A 15,673-nucleotide genomic window follows, 5' to 3' on the forward strand; every position below is an offset into this window, starting at 1 on the left:
TCACTATTTCATTAGTCGACTTCCTTCTATTCTAAGCGTAAATAGGGTCGCAAAGCTGCATCTAAAAGGTTGTCTATCCTCACTATTTCACCCGCTCTCGCTAGGCGAACAATAGGGGTTCGTTTGTATAGCCAGTTATTCTTTACTACATAGTTCTGGCTGGCGAAAACCGCCTAAAGCCGTCTTCACCAGCCAGAAAACTAGTCAACGATTTCCCTTAGCGTTCTCCTCCAAAGAAGAGCGACCAGGGCATTTCTAGGGGCGCATCTTCAGCTACTACCGAGTACAGGTAGCGGCACAGAGGGAAGTCGTCCTCTTTGATTACTCCCCGCTCCGTCAGCGGCTTGAGTGCTGCCCCGATTACCTGGATCGCGGCCACGCCCTCCAGGGTAACCCCTTTCATTAGGGAATCGCGCACTTCGGAGAAGGGCACTCCCGAGCCGACGTAGCGGCCGGCTTTTACGTTGCGTCCCCCCATAGAGGTTACGAACATATCGCCAACTCCGCCCAGGCCATCAGCGGTTACTGCCTCTCCTCCGAGCAGCTGTACAAATTGGCGTAGCTCCTTTTGGCCTTGCGCAAATACGGCAGCTCCATAGTTGAAGCGCACATATTTAGCATCGGTTTTACCTTCTTTATCCAACAAGCCATCACCGAATCCGGCAGCAAACGCATAAATATTCTTGGTTGCCGCTCCAGTTTCATGTCCAATGAAGTCGGTGGAAGTCCATACATGGTAATAATCAGTGCGGAACATATCGGCCAGTTTGGTTAATACTTCTTGATCTTCTCCGCAGAAGACCACGCAGGTGTCGTGATGCACCGCGAGTTCTCCAGCGATAGAAGGCCCTACAATGGCTGACCAGGAAACTTGCGAGGCGAGCTCCGGGCCTACCGCTTTCTTGAGCACCTCCGGCAATACATGCATGGTGCCGTCTTCGTCGGCGCGCATCCCTTTGGTAATACACAGCACGTCTTGCCCCGGTTTCAGCAATCCGGCCAGCTGCTCCCCGGCCCATTCGATCCCAAAGCTGTTAACCCCGCACATGACTACATCTGCATCTGCGAAGGCTTCTTCCGCGTCCTCTAACTGATACACCTTAACCCCATCGTTAACCTTTAACCCCAGGTCAGGATGGATGCCCTTGGCTTTAATCGAGTCGATAATATCCCGATCCAAATGGGTGCCTACCAGGCGTACCTCATGACCGTTTTCGCTGGAGGGAAAGGAAAGAGCAGTTGCCATGATTCCCGATCCCAGCATTACAATTTTTGCCATTTTGTTTCTCCCCAAGGTGTTGGAAATAAGATATTCCTGCATCATTTTTCGGTTGGTGTTTCAGCTGGTTTCAATAGTGACTGTGCCAGACCAGAATCCACTATTAGGGTGTCAACATATCCACCTCTGAGAGCGGCCATAGTGGTAGCGGTTTTCCCAACACCGGAGGATACTGCCACTTTCATGCGCGCGTTCCGAAGGGATTTTAGGCTAATACCTATGGTGCATTTATCTAGTTCCGTATCTGCCGGTTGACCTTGCTCGTTTACAAATCGGCACAGCAAATCCCCCACTACCCCGCGGTCGAAAAGTTTTTGTAGGTCGTCCTCAGAAACATAACCGGAGCGCACCAAAACTGAATCTGCCTCTAATTTTCCCGGCGAAAAACAGATTACATCTGCATTTGCCGCTGCTTCCAAAGTGGCCTTGATAGAAAAATCCCGCCGCAAAGCAGAGGCAATTCGGCTGTCTCCTACCAGAGCTGGCGCTGGTAGTACCCGTCCAAACCCTCCGGCTTTTTCGGCGATGGTACGGATAGATTCGGATACAAAATTATCTTGAGTGTAGCTAGGTCCGCCGTTGGTTTGAATCACGGTAGTGCCACTTGCCCACTGGTCAGGTAGTTCCCGCGCTACCCGGGCAATCGTCTTCCCCCAGGAAACCGCCAGGGTGCGCGGCTGCGGACGCAAGGACTGCAAATGCCGGGCTGCAGCTCGCGCCACTGCCCGAAAAGTAGCGTTTTCCCCGGTTTCTTGCGGAACCACTATCACTTTATCTATATCAAAATATTCTTTTAAGCCCTGCTCCAGCTGGTAGTGTTCAGCGCGAGGAGCCTCGATAGTTATCCGCACTATTCCCCGGTCACGGGCTTCTTGAATTAAACGCGAGGCTGTCCAGCGGCTAAAACCAAGCTTTTTACCAATCTGAGCATGCGTCAAAGAATTCTCGTAATACATGCGTGCTGCTTCCACCAGCAGATCTACTCGATAGTCTTCGCCGCTCATGTCCCCTCCCTTTTCTATTCCTCGCTATTTTCAGCCTAAGTTGTTGTCCTGTGAAGATTCAGAAAAAGAATATTTTTGCAACAAAAGTGCAGGTTAGTTACAACCTTGAACATTGTTAGCAAAACGCTGCTCAAGAGAGCGACCTTTTAGTCAAGCAGGTCCGCTAGTTCCTTCAGCATCGTCGTAGGCGTCATATGCGAGCTTTCCAGCAAGTTATCGCGCGAATCCGTGGGTAAAAACGCCTGAGGAATACCAAAAGATTTAATCGGGGTGAAACAATTTTTTGCCGCGCAAGTGGTACGCAGCAATGATCCTACCCCATTGGTTACTTCCCCGTCCTCAATAGTGACTACTAAATCTGCGGCGGCTACCTGCGCTAGAAGCGCGGGAGAAATCGGTATTACCCATCCGGGATCAACACATTTGACTGCCTTCCCGCGCGCGGCAAGTTCTTTAGACAGGGCGATCGCCTGCCCGGCCATGGCTCCCACCGCCACTATCAGAACATTTTTGCCTTTCCCGGAACTGTGGAATAAAACCTCGAGGCCGTCTGCGGTTGTTTCTGCCTTAATATCGGGGGGCACGCTGCCTTTGGGATAGCGCACGATAGTGGGACCGTCTTCGATCGAAACTGCCTGCCCTAATAACTTGCGTAAGGTGCTAGCGTCCCGCGGCGCGGCCACTCGAATTCCGGGAATCATGGACGCGATTGCCAGATCCCACATCCCGTTATGACTGGCTCCATCAGCTCCGGTGATACCAGCGCGATCTAGAACCACGGTTATCCCCTGTTGATGTAGGGCAGCATCCATTAACAGCTGATCGAAAGCGCGGTTTAGGAAGGTAGCGTAAAGAGCAATAACCGGGTGACACCCGGCATAGGAAAGACCGGCAGCCATAGTCATCGCGTGTTGTTCCGCGATTCCCACATCAAATACTCGCTGTGGGAACTGAGCGCGCAACGGCTTTAACCCGACTGGCTCCATCATCGCCGCCGATATTCCCACAATCTTGGAGTTACGCTTTGCCAGTTGCACAATCTCTTCCGCAAAAACGGATGTCCAGCCGAAGCGTTCCTTCTTTACCGGCAAACCAGTTTCGGGATGAATCGGACCTACGGTATGGAAATGATCCGCATCATTTTCTTCCGCAGGCGTATATCCGCGTCCCTTCTCGGTGATGACATGCACAATGATGGGGCCGGTGAATTCTTTCGCTCGGGCAAGCTGGAACTCGGTAGCTACAATGTCATGCCCGTCGACTGGTCCAGTGTATTTAATTCCGAGGTCGGAAAACATTACTTGTTCGGGAGAAACCATATCGGCCACCCCCCGTTTTATCCCATGCAGCGCATCATAGGTGAGCTCACCGGGTTTACCACGAGACTTCAGATGCTGCTTTCCCCAACGTAATGCCCGTTCATAGGTAGGAGAAGTACGCAGTGCATCCAAGTGATGGGCTAATCCCCCGATAGTGGGCTCATAGGAACGCCCGTTGTCGTTAACCACAATAATGAGGCGCAGATCGGGACGTTCAGAGATGTTATTTAAAGCTTCCCAAGTCATTCCCCCGGTCATGGCACCATCTCCGATGACTGCTACCGTATAGGAACGATCTCCTTTTAAAGCTTTAGCTTCCGCTACCCCCTGCGCCCAAGATAACGCGGTCGAAGCATGGGAGTTTTCTACCACATCGTGTACTGATTCTGCGCGGGAAGGATAACCGGAGAGTCCCTGCGCCGTACGAAGATTCGCAAAATTTTTGCGTCCCGTCAGGATCTTATGAACATAGGCCTGATGCCCGGTATCAAAAATAATGGTGTCAGTAGGGGAAGAAAACATACGGTGCAGGGCGATAGTTAGTTCCACTACCCCCAGATTGGGCCCCATATGCCCCCCGGTTTTTGCCACGTTCTCGACCAGGAATGACCGAATCTCACCGGCCAGATCCGCCAGCTCCAGACTAGAGAGCTTCTGTAAATCTGCCGGGTTGTTTATCCGATCGATTATTTTTGCCACCCAGCCAGTTTAGTCATATTTTGAGTTTTTAAGGGCGAGATGGATTTATCGGCTAGTTACTTGCGCCAACCCTGCTCCGCGCGCCAAACTGAAACCATGGGTAAAAAACCTTCCGGACGTGCCAATTCTTTTGCGACCTCTCGCGCGGGATTAACTGTCCTAGCAATCATTATCGGAGCGATAGTGGGGCTGGTAGCAGTAGGTTTTTATTACCTAATAGCAGGTTGGAGTTACCTGGTAACCGGTTATAGCGATTATCCTGTCCACGCAGGCGCTCCCCACGGATTCCTCGGTTTAGCACCGGCGTTTATCATTGCGGTTCCCGTGCTTTCTGCCCTGCTGTATGGACCGGTAGTGGAATATTTCACCCCTGACAGTCGCGGGCATGCCGTTCCGGAAGTTATGTTCGCCGTCCGCCGCAAAGGCGGGAGGATTCCCGGACGTACCGCCCTAGTGAAACTTTTTGCCGCTTCTCTGACCTTGGGAGGAGGGGGAAATGCGGGCAGAGAAGGACCGATTGTGATGATTGGTGCCGCGATTTCTTCTGGGATCGGAACCCGGTTGGGCTTAAGTAAACAACGGCTGATGTTCCTGTGTGCTTGCGGAGCTGCTGCCGGGATTGCCGCTACCTTTAATGCTCCCCTGGCTGGTGCTTGTTTTGCGCTCGAAGTAATACTCGGTACCCTCAGCGCCGAGGACTTTGTTTTCATCGTGTTTGCCTCGGTTTCCGCCTCCCTGGTTTCCCAACAGTTTCTGCCTGACCGTGCCAGTGTTCCTCTCAGCCAATCTTTAGATCTGTTTTCCCAAAGCGATTACCTGCTAGTAGCAGCGGCGGCTTTGGTAGCAACCCTGGCGGGAATCGGGTTTTCTAAACTTATCTACCTAGTTTGGGATGGAATCGACCTGGTATATCACTGGAATGCTTGGTTTCGTCCGGTTGCTGGTTCCCTGCTGCTGGGAGTATTTCTCTACTTTTTTCCTCTTTTGTATGGCACCGGCGAAAGCGTACAGTTGCGGGTACTCTCCGGCGATTTTCCAGTCTGGATGATTATAGCGTTACTTTTAGGACGTGCCGTGAGTGCCGCTTTCACTATTTCTATGGGGGGAGCCGGCGGAGTCTTCGGTCCCACCTTATTTGTAGGCGCCTGTGCAGGGATGGCGGTGGGACAGCTAGTTCAGCCTTGGTCGGCTTCTTCGACCGCGATTTATGGAGTAATCGGGATGGGAGCGGCTTTCGCGGCGGCCTCTCGCGCGCCCCTAACCGCGGTTTTCATCATTATCGAGATGACCCGGCAGTATTCTCTGATTCTCCCGATGATGCTGGCGGTAGCGATTGCCACCGGAATTTCCCTGTTTATGACCCGGTCGACTATTTATACCCAAAAATTACATAGGCGCGGTGACCGGCTTTCCGATCCCGTCTCTGCTACTTTGCTCGGACGCAGCACCGCCGCGGATTTAATGCATCAGCCACCGCAAGTTTTAAGTCAAGATATCACCCTCGCTCAGGCCGAAAACACCCTGGAAACTTGCGGCGAGAACTCTTTGGCGGTGGTAGATTCTCAGGGAGAATTCCAAGGCTCCGTGAGCGCCCTGCTGATCGGCCAAGAAATCGACAAACGCGGCGCGGATACGCCCTTAACTAAGATCCCTTTGTCCGCAGCCTTCTGCACTCCCCAAGAGCTCCCTAGCCAGATTCTCAAGGAGCTGGCAGAGTCCTCACTTTCAAACCTGCCAGTGATAGGACGCTCCCAAGAAGTCTTGGGTTATGTGCGAGGACGCGACCTGATTGTCAAGCTGTATCGTCAGCAAACCCGCGCGCTTAACCAGCGCGATCTAGGCGATTCCCTAGGCAGCCGGATCCGCAAACGCTGGACTCATTACCGCCACCGCTAACGCCACTCTGGGCGTGGTAAAAACCGGCTGCATCCGCTAGCCTCCCAATCGGGTACCGGGCTTCTGCAATTGTGCGTTGAATTTTATCTTTACCTAACCCCTATTACATGTGCAAATAGTCGGTCGCGTGTTATTTCTACACCCTACGAAAACGGCAAACAGCAAAAATCCGGGGTGGCAAAAGATGCGAGAGGGGGCTTGATTCGAGCGAAGCAAGAATCACCGGGGTCCCCCGAGCGCTTTTGCCACCCCGGATACTATGGGCTGGTGGCCAAGTTTCTAGCGGTTAACTAGGCAACTAGGTTGCGCAGCACATACTGCAGGATGCCACCGTGGCGGTAGTACTGGGCTTCACCGGGAGTGTCGATCCGCACGGTGGCGTCAAACTCTACGACGGAGCCATCTGCCTTAATCGCGGTCACCTTCATAGTCGCTGGGGTTACCCCCTCATTGAGCTGGGTAATCCCGCTAATATCAAAGGTTTCAGTCCCGTCGAGACCCAGGGAATCGGCGCTTTCACCCTCGGGGAACTGCAGCGGCAAGATCCCCATACCAATCAGATTGGAGCGGTGAATCCGTTCGAAAGACCGCGCTATCACCGCTTTTACTCCCAGCAGTAAGGTGCCTTTAGCTGCCCAGTCACGCGAAGATCCGGTTCCGTATTCCTTACCGCCAAGCACTACTAGGGGTACGCCGGTCTGGGCGTAGGAGACCGAAGCATCATAAACCGGCACTACCGGAGCGTCCGCTTTGGTGAAGTCCTTGGTGAAACCACCCTCGACATTATCGAGGAGCTGGTTACGGATACGGATATTTGCGAAGGTACCGCGCATCATCACTTCGTGATTACCGCGCCGCGAACCATAGGAGTTGAAGTTGCGCCGCTCCACCCCGTTAGCACTGAGGTATTGACCAGCCGGAGTCTTGGCAGCAAACGCACCCGCGGGGGAAATATGGTCAGTTGTTACCGAATCCCCAAGTTTCAACAACACCCGGGCTCCGGATATATCTTTCACCGGGTTCGGGGTTTCCGGCATTCCTTCGAAGAAGGGTGCCCGGCGCACATAGGTGGAGTCACCATCCCAGGCAAAAGTGGGTGAATCGGGAACCTCTAACGATTGCCAGCGGTGATCGCCCTCAAAGACGCTCTGGTAATCCTGCAGATACATATCGCGGTCAATAGCCTGGCCGATTACTTTTTCTACTTCCTCGGCAGTTGGCCAAATATCGCGCAGATAGACGGGATTCCCGCGGTTATCTGTCCCCAGCGCCTCAGTTTCGAAATCAAAATCCATGCTTCCAGCCAGCGCGTAGGAAATAACCAGCGGCGGGGATGCTAAGTAGTTCATCTTTACATCCGGATTAATCCGCCCCTCAAAGTTACGGTTACCAGAGAGGACGGACACCACGGTCAGGTCTGAGCCCTCTACCGTGTTGTGAACTTCCTCGGGCAGCGGCCCAGAGTTACCGATACAGGTAGTGCAGCCATAACCTACAATGTCAAAGCCCAGCTGTGACAGATAGGGCATCAGACCAGATTTTTCGTAGTAGTCCCGCACTACCTGGGAGCCAGGCGCCAGCGAAGTTTTCACCCACGGCTTTGGCGTTAGACCCCTTTCCGCGGCGTTCTTGGCGAGCAAACCAGCCGCCATCATCACCGAGGGATTCGAAGTGTTAGTACAGGAAGTAATGGAGGCAATCACCACGTTGCCATGATCCATTACTACTTCTTCTCCTCCGGCCAGTTTCACCTGACTGGGGCGGGTAGGACGCATCAGCTTCGGATCAATGGTCTTATCGCCCGCCACATAGTCAGGAAGAATCTTCTTGAAGGAATCTTTGGCCATCGCTAGTTCGATGCGGTCTTGGGGACGCTTCGGGCCAGCTATCGAAGGCACTACGGTGGACAAATCCAGTTCCAGATATTCGCTGTAACGCGCCTCGTGAGCGGGATCGTGCCATAGTCCTTGCCGCTTAGCATATTCACGTACCAAGGCGCAGGATTCTTCACTACGACCGGTCAGGTGCAGGTAGTCGATAGTGACCTCATCGATGGGGAAGATTGCGGCAGTGGAACCGAACTCAGGCGACATATTGCCGATAGTGGCACGGTTGGCCAGCGGAACTGCCCCCACGCCCTCACCATAGAACTCGACGAACTTGCCGACTACTCCGTGGTCACGCAACATTTGGGTAATAGTTAGTACCACATCGGTGGCAGTAGCTCCCGGCGCGATTTCACCGGTCAGTTTGAAGCCCACTACCCGCGGAATCAGCATCGATACCGGCTGGCCAAGCATCGCCGCCTCGGCCTCGATCCCGCCGACGCCCCAGCCGAGGACGCCCAAACCATTCACCATGGTGGTGTGGGAGTCGGTACCTACCAAAGTGTCGGGGTAAGCCAGCGCGCCGTCCTCGTCCTTATCGGCGAATACTACCCGCGCCAGGTATTCGATATTTACCTGGTGCACAATCCCGGTCCCCGGGGGTACTACCCGGAAGTTTTCGAAGGCGCCTTGACCCCAGCGTAGGAACTGGTAGCGTTCCTGGTTCCGCTGGTACTCGATGTCCATGTTTCGTTCCACGGCATCTTTAGAGCCGAATACGTCGATTTGCACCGAGTGGTCAATAACCATTTCCGCTGGTACCTGCGGGTTAATCAGGTCCGGGTCTTTGCCTAGGTTCACCACCGCATCGCGCATAGTCGCCAGGTCAACGATGCAGGGAACTCCGGTGAAGTCTTGCATCAAAACTCGCGCCGGGCTGTACTGGATTTCCTGGCTGGGCTGGGCATCGGGATCCCAGTTCGCAATCTGCGCGATCTGTTCTTTGGTGATATTCTCCCCGTCCTCATTACGTAGCAAGTTTTCTGCCAGGATTTTTAAGGAGTAGGGCAATTTTTCGGTGCCAGGCACCGCCTTTAGGTCATAGATTTTATAGCTCTTATCGCCAACACTTAGCTGGGTCGCAGCACCAAAGCTGTTTAAACTCATTGCAACCTCCCGCAGGAAATAAAAATATTTTCTCTTGATATCAAGATACTTTGCGGAGCGAGCGAATGCCAGTGGTGCGATTTTTTACCCACCCACGAAAGGCAGAAAGTGGCATACCGGAAACTTAAAACCCCTATCCACCTGAGTAGATGATTACGCGGGCTGAAGAAAGAGCACCGCTCTTCCTCAGCCCGCGGGTAAGAAACTCTCTCTAGAATCCCAGGATTTTAAAAAGAATTTCCTTACCTAATTTTCTTTTACGTTACTTTCCGCCAAGCATTCCTAGAACTTTCTAGGGAGTAACCTCCGCGGCGCTCCCCCAGCCATTTTCGCCCTTAGGCCGCGCTTCCGGGTGCAAAATCAGATACTTCAAAGTGGCCACTACCTGCCGGGCACTATAGCCATGGAACATATTATCCTTGCCCCCGCGGGCGAACTGGATAATGGTATCCAAGGTCATGTAATGGTAGTGATCGTAATGCGGAATTACAAAACGCTGATTTTCCTGGTCAAAGCGGGTGGCATGGGTGACATTGCCGTAAGTGATGTACTCCAAGGGGACGACTAGTTTCGCTTCTACCTGGTCATAGGTAAACTTTTCGTCTTCGCTAACCTCGGTAGTATCCTGCGGTTTTTCCTCTTCATATTCGGTGATTTCAATATCAGGATAGAGATCAGAAGGATCGGTATAGCTGATTCCTTCATGCCCATCAGCGAAATGCAGGTGCCAGTGGTCTCCGTGGCGTTGAATTTTTACGACTCGCTCAGAATCATCAATTTGATTTTGGCCAGAGTGGTCACCGGGTTTCGGCTGCTGCTCAGTTTCTGGTTGCGGCCTCCCCGGTTTGCTGGGTTTTTCGCCGCTATTCGGCTTAGTGGTATTCCCATTCCCGCCATGCGAACCGGAGTACTGCCCTATCTTTATTTGCGGAAAGACTTTCGCGGGATTTTCGTAGGTTATGTACTCTTCCCCTGTCTGCGTATAGGCGTGATAGTGATCTGCATGCTGCAAGATTTTCACGATTGGCAGCTTGGCCAGTTGCGGCAAAGAAACCACCCGCACCAGTTGTAACCCCCCTCCGGGGATTGGTTTCCCGCTCGGATGGGGTTTAACTGTTTTACCCGGTACTCCGGAAGGATTAGTTTTACCACCCGCCGGAACTACCTGCGGATGCCACGGACGGTAGCTGGGATTTACCACCTTTGAGCCCCCGTGAGTGCCGGTATATGTTCCGATAGCGATCCCGGGATAAAGGCCACTGGGATTACTGTAGGTGACAAACTCCTGGCCATCTGCGGTGTAAATATGGTAGTGGTCGCCATGTTTTAGGATCTTTACTACTCCCTGCGATGCCACCTGCCCCAATTGCCCTGCAGATAGTACTTTCGCGGTACTGCGCAGTTGTCCCGCACTCTTGGCTTTAGCCGGATCGGTGTAGGTAATGATTTCACGTCCGTCTTTGGTAAACACATGCCAGTGATCACCGTGTTTTATTACTTTCACGATTTCATCGCTAGCTACTTCTCCGTCCACTAAGACTTGGGTGGTTTCATCTAGTTTGAACTTGGGTTCTTGAGGACGAGGCGCTATTTTTTCTGCCACAGCGGCAGTTTCCCCTGAGCCGTTGAGGCCGCCCTCACCGTTATTAAAAGCACCCCCAAATGCCAGCGCACTGGAAGTCACCAGTAGAGCAGCGGCTACCCCTGCCCCTACTATTAGCTTAGTTTTAGCCATGTTTTCTCCTTACTTTTTTCTAAAGACTAAGGCCGTAAGCAGCCCAAATACCGATATGAGGACGATTACCGCGCCGGGGCGCAGGTTTTGATAAAACGAGACCACTAGCCCCGCATACACACAGAACAAAGACATAATCACTGACAGCACCAGGGTGCCGCGATAGGTTCTCGCGAACTGCATAGCCCCGATCGCGGGGATTACCAGAATCGAGGAGACTATCAGGGATCCGATGGTTTTTGCCGCTACCGATACCGCTAGTGCCACCAACAGTGCGAACACAAAATTGAGGACGCGAATGTTTATCCCTAATAGCCGAGCTGCCGGAGGATCCAATATTGTCAAAAAGAGGCGGCGATACAGGGTACTGTAGACCACCACCACAGCTAACCCCACCCCTATCACTAGATACAATTCCAGGTCACTTAAAGTAACGATAGAACCAAATAGATAGGTGGTGATGGCGCTAGATCCACCGGAAAAACTGGTAAAAATTCCGGCGAGCCCAATCGAAGCTGCTAACACAATAACCGTAGAAATCTCTTGGTAGGCACGCAAACGTACTCGTACTGCCTCTACACATAGAGCTGCGATTACGCAGGCAATAACCGATCCCACTAAGGGGTTAAAACCGAAAGCCAGCCCGGCAGCTACTCCCGCCAGCGAAGAATGTGAGAGCGTATCCCCCATCATCGACAGGCGTTTGAGTACAATCGGCAAGCCGATTAAGGGCAAGATTACCGCCAGTACTGTTCCTACCAGGAAGGCACGTTGCATGAAGTCGTAAGCAAAGAGGCTCATCGGCTAACCTCAAGTTTTTCTAGCTCAAGGGAAGTCATTTTCCCTGCAGACAAGCGATAAGCAGCATCTAAGAAAGGAGCAACTTCCGCCAATTGATGGGTAACCATCAAAACCGTTTTCCCCTGGTCACATTGCTCCCGCAAAAGGTGGTAGAGATCAAGCGAAAACTTTTGATCTATACCGCCGGTAGGTTCATCCAAGAGAATCAGACGCGCCTGTTTCAGGAGTGCCAGTAAGACTCCTACTCTCTGCAGTTGCCCCCCAGATAACTCGCGCAGACGATGGGTGCGCACCCCGCTTAACCCCACGGTGTCCAGCAGGGCGGTAGGATCGCTTTTTCTTTTCAGTTGCGCCAGATAGACCCGCACTAGCTCCGCCACGGTGGTCGGAAAATTGCGGTAGCCACTGACCGCGTTTTGGGAAAGATAGGCGAGGTCGCGATAGTGGCCGTCTACGTTACTCAGGTCTCCGAAAAGACGGATTTGCCCTTGCGAGGGACGCAAATTCCCCAGTATCAGATTCATTAGGGTGGATTTTCCTGCTCCATTATCGCCACTTACCGCTACAAATTGTCCGGCAGTGAGGGATAAATCCACTGACTGCAGCACCGGGACATCCCCGTACGCAAAAGCGACTTTATTTATTTCCAGGACCTTATTCACCGAACGATTCCATCAAGTTAGTTAAGTTTTTCTCCATTAGCCCCAGATATCCGAGCGCCTCTTCCTCCTTAGTTAGATGCTCCATGGTGTAAAGAGTGCCGGTTTTTGCTCCGGTAGTGCGTGCTAGGGTTTCTGCGACTTTCGGAGTGGCTTTCCCTTCAAAAAAGATCGTGCTGATCTGATGTTTCTTCACGAAATCAGCAATGGTAGCCAATTGGTTAGCCGAGGGTTCGTCCTCGGGTGAAATCCCGGTGACTGCTACCTGTTTGAGCCCGTAGTCGTCTGCCAGATAGTTAAAGGCTGCATGGGAGGCAACAAAGTAGCGTTTTTCAGCGGGAACTTTAGCGATTTCCCGAGCAAATTTTTTGTCTAACACCTGGAATTTCTCTTGGGCTTTTTCCAGATTTTCCTGGTAATAGCTAGCATTTTTAGGATCTAGGGCGCTAACTTTTTCACAAATTGTTTTCAGCTCGGTCTGAGCGTTTTTAACGCTGAGCCAGGTATGGGGGTTAACTGCGGTGGTATCAGTGCGAGCCGCATCTTTATTTCTTAGTAGGGTTAGCCCCTGCGATAGATCTAGGAATTTTTCTTCACTCCCCAGGCTCTCGCGGAGGTCTTCTATAAATCCCTCCATTCCGGCGCCGTTGTAAACAATCAGATCGGCTTTTGCGATTTCGGCGCGATCACTGGTTTGTAGTTCAAAGTCGTGGGGCTCTTGAGTGCCTTTAATAATGGTTTTGACTTCCATCTTGTCACCGACGATCCGGTTGGTCAGATCAGCTACCGGGAAGAAAGTCGCATAGACCAGGGGCTTATCTTTTTCTCCAGTGTTTTCCGCGTTAGCCCCTCCCTGCGCGTGTGCGCTACAGCCTGCTGCAGAAAATACCAAGAGGGCGGCAATCAGTGAGGCCAGAAGGGTTTTGAAGCTATCTTTATGCACCATTTTCCTAACTGTTTTGAGTTTTACTATGCGAAATACTTATTTCGTTCAAAAAACTTAACAGTACTGAGAATGGTTATCAAATTGAGTTTCAGTATTTTTCCGCTACAGATTAGAGGGCCTGCTCGACAGCTTTCTTAACTTCCTCCATATCCACGGTGGGTTCGAAGCGAGCAAGTACCTGCCCTTCGCGATCAATCAAGAACTTCGTAAAGTTCCATTTAATATAGGCCTTTTCCCCAAATTTCCTGTTATTTTTATCAGCAAACTTTTTGAGCCCGAAGTTTTTCAGGCCCTTGCCAAAGGTCTCAAAAGGTTTTTCACCAGCTAGGAATGCATATAGCGGTTCTGCGTTATCCCCGTTAACCTCAATCTTGGCAAACTGGGGAAATTTTGTTCCAAAATTCACCGTGCAAAACTGTTGAATTTCCTCCGCCGTTCCTGGCGCTTGGTCTGCAAATTGATTGCAAGGGAAATCTAAAATTTCAAATCCCTGCTCTTTGAACTGTTCATACAGCTGTTCCAGAGCCTCGTACTGGGGAGTGAACCCGCATCCAGTAGCGGTGTTTACAATCAGTATCACTTTGCCCTTGTAGGTTTCTAGCTTTACCAGCTGCCCCTGTCGGTCTTTTACTTCAAAGTCATATATCGTCGCCATTTGTCGCTCCTTAATCCAATACCAAATTCCGGTATTTCCTATTCATTCACAAATTTTTTAATAATTATGATTATTCGCCAAGTGATTTAATAAGAAATCTCTTTCCCTCCCCGGGAAGAGTTGACAATAGAGCGGACCGGTTTTCCCTTCCAATGCGTACCCATTAGCTCCCCCGCGACATCACCGCCACCGTCTCATCACTTGGAACATTAAGTTTTAAATCAAATGGAATGCCACTATCTCTAACACTCGCCCTTAAAAATATGTTAATTGCAGTAGTCATATTTAAGCCTAAACTGGAGTAGATCTTTTCGGCAGCTTCTTTTATTTCTTTATCTGCTCTTATATTCAAATTTGTTGTAGCCATTTCCTCATCTCCTTTGACCTTATTATATAACCAAATTTGTGCATAGTCACTACACTGTCATTATATTTGATACATTAATTTTACTATTGATATTCTTCATTATCATACTCAAGTAAATCACCTGGTTGATAATCAAGCTCCTTACAGATGCTCGCTAAAGTGTTAAACCTTATGCCTTTGGCTTTTCCAGTTTTTAATATTGATAAATTTGCTTCGGTTATCCCTATCCTTGCTGCAAGCTCTTTCTATGTCATATTTTTCTTTTTTAATACTTGATCTAGATTTATAATTATTTGATCTTTCATTTTCAAATTATACTTTCCGAATCTTCTTTTAAGGATTTTCCTGTATCAGATATAATCATTGATGAAAATGCTACAACCATAAAAATTATATTCGTTAAATAGTCCTTAATAGTTAAATTAAAAACACCGCTAACATTGTCAACTTTAAAATAATTGAAGACTAGCTTAGAAATAATTTGGCATATTGTCAAAATTAAAATAGCTATTAAAATGTTTTTCGTATATTTTGAATTTAAGTCTGAAAAATAATCTTTCTTCTCTAAATTCACTAAAATCTTCTCAAATTTATCCAATGAGAAACCAGCAACAATGAATATCATAACTGCACTTAAACATGAATAAATAATAAAAGGAAGTGAAACCCCTTGTAGATTAAATTGTTGAGACTCTACTACTTTTATTACATCATCTTTGAAAATTAGAAATAAAACTCTTCATAACTTTTCCTCAACACTTTCGTTTATCTATTATCATCTACATCTTTCCATTCTTGTACTCTATCCTTCAAATAATTTAAATCTTCTTTAGAAAGTTCCCAGGTTAATGAAGATAGCATCAAGGGCATTCCCTCCATTGTAATATATGGATAATTTTCATAAATATAGAAATCTATCTTTGTAGCTTTTTTATCCTCTCTCTTACTGATTAATAAGAAGTGGTAAGACTCTATTGCATCATCTGGTATTTCTTTAAAATAAGCGTCGAAATTTTTATCATTAATATTTTCTGCACTCATTCCTGTCAAATTACTAAAGTAGCCTAGAACTTCTTGTTCTTCTGTTTCAACAATTTTTTTATTATTAGAATCAAATATTTCAATCTTTTCTTCTTTTTTACTACTTGTTTGTTCTGTTGTAGTATTTGGACTACAAGAAGTTAAAACTATAGAAAAAACAAGAAAAATAGCCATTATTAAAAATCTTTTCCTCATTATAATCCTCCCCATCTAATTATGGTAAAACGATAATTATAATTTGTCAATATCATTCGTAATGACTTAAAACTTATCAAAGTC

The 15,673-nt window shown here is 49.5% G+C and carries 13 protein-coding genes and 1 pseudogene; 1 reads left to right on the forward strand and 13 read right to left on the reverse strand.

Going from position 1 to position 15,673, the window contains the following annotated elements:
- Window positions 1-217: 217 nt before the first annotated feature.
- The 3 genes from F605_RS0100625 to dxs form a co-directional block, all read right to left on the reverse strand.
- The gene (locus F605_RS0100625; RefSeq protein WP_027723471.1) at window positions 218-1,279 is read right to left on the reverse strand and encodes an NAD(P)H-dependent glycerol-3-phosphate dehydrogenase; all 1,062 of its coding nucleotides are present in this window, start codon (window positions 1,277-1,279) and stop codon (window positions 218-220) included.
- Between the two features lie 41 nt (window positions 1,280-1,320).
- Window positions 1,321-2,283, reverse strand: coding sequence for a sugar-binding transcriptional regulator (locus F605_RS0100630; protein ID WP_022863980.1), 963 nt, complete (start codon window positions 2,281-2,283; stop codon window positions 1,321-1,323).
- 146 nt (window positions 2,284-2,429) lie between these two features.
- Window positions 2,430-4,301, reverse strand: a complete 1,872-nt coding sequence (dxs, locus tag F605_RS09010) for a 1-deoxy-D-xylulose-5-phosphate synthase (RefSeq protein ID WP_022863981.1) — start codon at window positions 4,299-4,301, stop codon at window positions 2,430-2,432.
- A gap of 96 nt (window positions 4,302-4,397) precedes the next feature.
- Here dxs and F605_RS0100640 point away from each other — a divergent pair, with 96 nt between their 5' ends.
- Window positions 4,398-6,197: a chloride channel protein gene (locus F605_RS0100640; RefSeq protein ID WP_027723472.1), complete on the forward strand. Its 1,800-nt coding sequence runs from the start codon at window positions 4,398-4,400 to the stop codon at window positions 6,195-6,197.
- Between the two features lie 290 nt (window positions 6,198-6,487).
- Here F605_RS0100640 and acnA read toward each other — a convergent pair whose 3' ends face one another.
- From acnA to F605_RS0100685, 10 genes and pseudogenes are all read right to left on the reverse strand, one after another.
- Window positions 6,488-9,190, reverse strand: coding sequence for an aconitate hydratase AcnA (acnA, locus tag F605_RS0100645; RefSeq protein ID WP_022863983.1), 2,703 nt, complete (start codon window positions 9,188-9,190; stop codon window positions 6,488-6,490).
- Window positions 9,191-9,482: 292 nt separating this feature from the next.
- Window positions 9,483-10,925 carry a hypothetical protein gene (locus tag F605_RS09015; protein ID WP_022863984.1) on the reverse strand — a complete coding sequence of 481 codons (1,443 nt, stop codon included), beginning with the start codon at window positions 10,923-10,925 and terminating at the stop codon, window positions 9,483-9,485.
- 9 nt (window positions 10,926-10,934) lie between these two features.
- Window positions 10,935-11,726, reverse strand: a complete 792-nt coding sequence (locus F605_RS0100655; RefSeq protein WP_022863985.1) for a metal ABC transporter permease — start codon at window positions 11,724-11,726, stop codon at window positions 10,935-10,937.
- The gene (locus F605_RS0100660; RefSeq protein ID WP_022863986.1) at window positions 11,723-12,388 is read right to left on the reverse strand and encodes a metal ABC transporter ATP-binding protein; all 666 of its coding nucleotides are present in this window, start codon (window positions 12,386-12,388) and stop codon (window positions 11,723-11,725) included. The genes F605_RS0100655 and F605_RS0100660 overlap by 4 nt, the downstream gene beginning before the upstream one ends.
- Window positions 12,381-13,331, reverse strand: a complete 951-nt coding sequence (locus tag F605_RS0100665) for a metal ABC transporter solute-binding protein, Zn/Mn family (RefSeq protein WP_022863987.1) — start codon at window positions 13,329-13,331, stop codon at window positions 12,381-12,383. Before F605_RS0100665 ends, F605_RS0100660 begins: the two co-directional genes overlap by 8 nt.
- Window positions 13,332-13,440: 109 nt before the next feature.
- Window positions 13,441-13,986 carry a glutathione peroxidase gene (locus tag F605_RS0100670; protein ID WP_022863988.1) on the reverse strand — a complete coding sequence of 182 codons (546 nt, stop codon included), beginning with the start codon at window positions 13,984-13,986 and terminating at the stop codon, window positions 13,441-13,443.
- A 163-nt stretch (window positions 13,987-14,149) separates the two neighbouring features.
- Window positions 14,150-14,353, reverse strand: a complete 204-nt coding sequence (locus tag F605_RS09020; RefSeq protein WP_022863989.1) for a type II toxin-antitoxin system RelB/DinJ family antitoxin — start codon at window positions 14,351-14,353, stop codon at window positions 14,150-14,152.
- Between the two features lie 83 nt (window positions 14,354-14,436).
- A pseudogene (locus F605_RS11555) lies at window positions 14,437-14,586 on the reverse strand (helix-turn-helix domain-containing protein); the annotation flags it as partial.
- A gap of 74 nt (window positions 14,587-14,660) precedes the next feature.
- Window positions 14,661-15,077, reverse strand: coding sequence for a DUF2975 domain-containing protein (locus F605_RS09025; RefSeq protein WP_081639078.1), 417 nt, complete (start codon window positions 15,075-15,077; stop codon window positions 14,661-14,663).
- Window positions 15,078-15,118: 41 nt separating this feature from the next.
- Window positions 15,119-15,568, reverse strand: a complete 450-nt coding sequence (locus F605_RS0100685; protein ID WP_211209979.1) for a hypothetical protein — start codon at window positions 15,566-15,568, stop codon at window positions 15,119-15,121.
- Between the last annotated feature and the right edge of the window lie 105 nt (window positions 15,569-15,673).

The sequence above is a fragment of the Varibaculum cambriense DSM 15806 genome (assembly GCF_000420065.1).
In the GTDB taxonomy this organism is placed as follows: Bacteria; Actinomycetota; Actinomycetes; order Actinomycetales; family Actinomycetaceae; genus Varibaculum; species Varibaculum cambriense.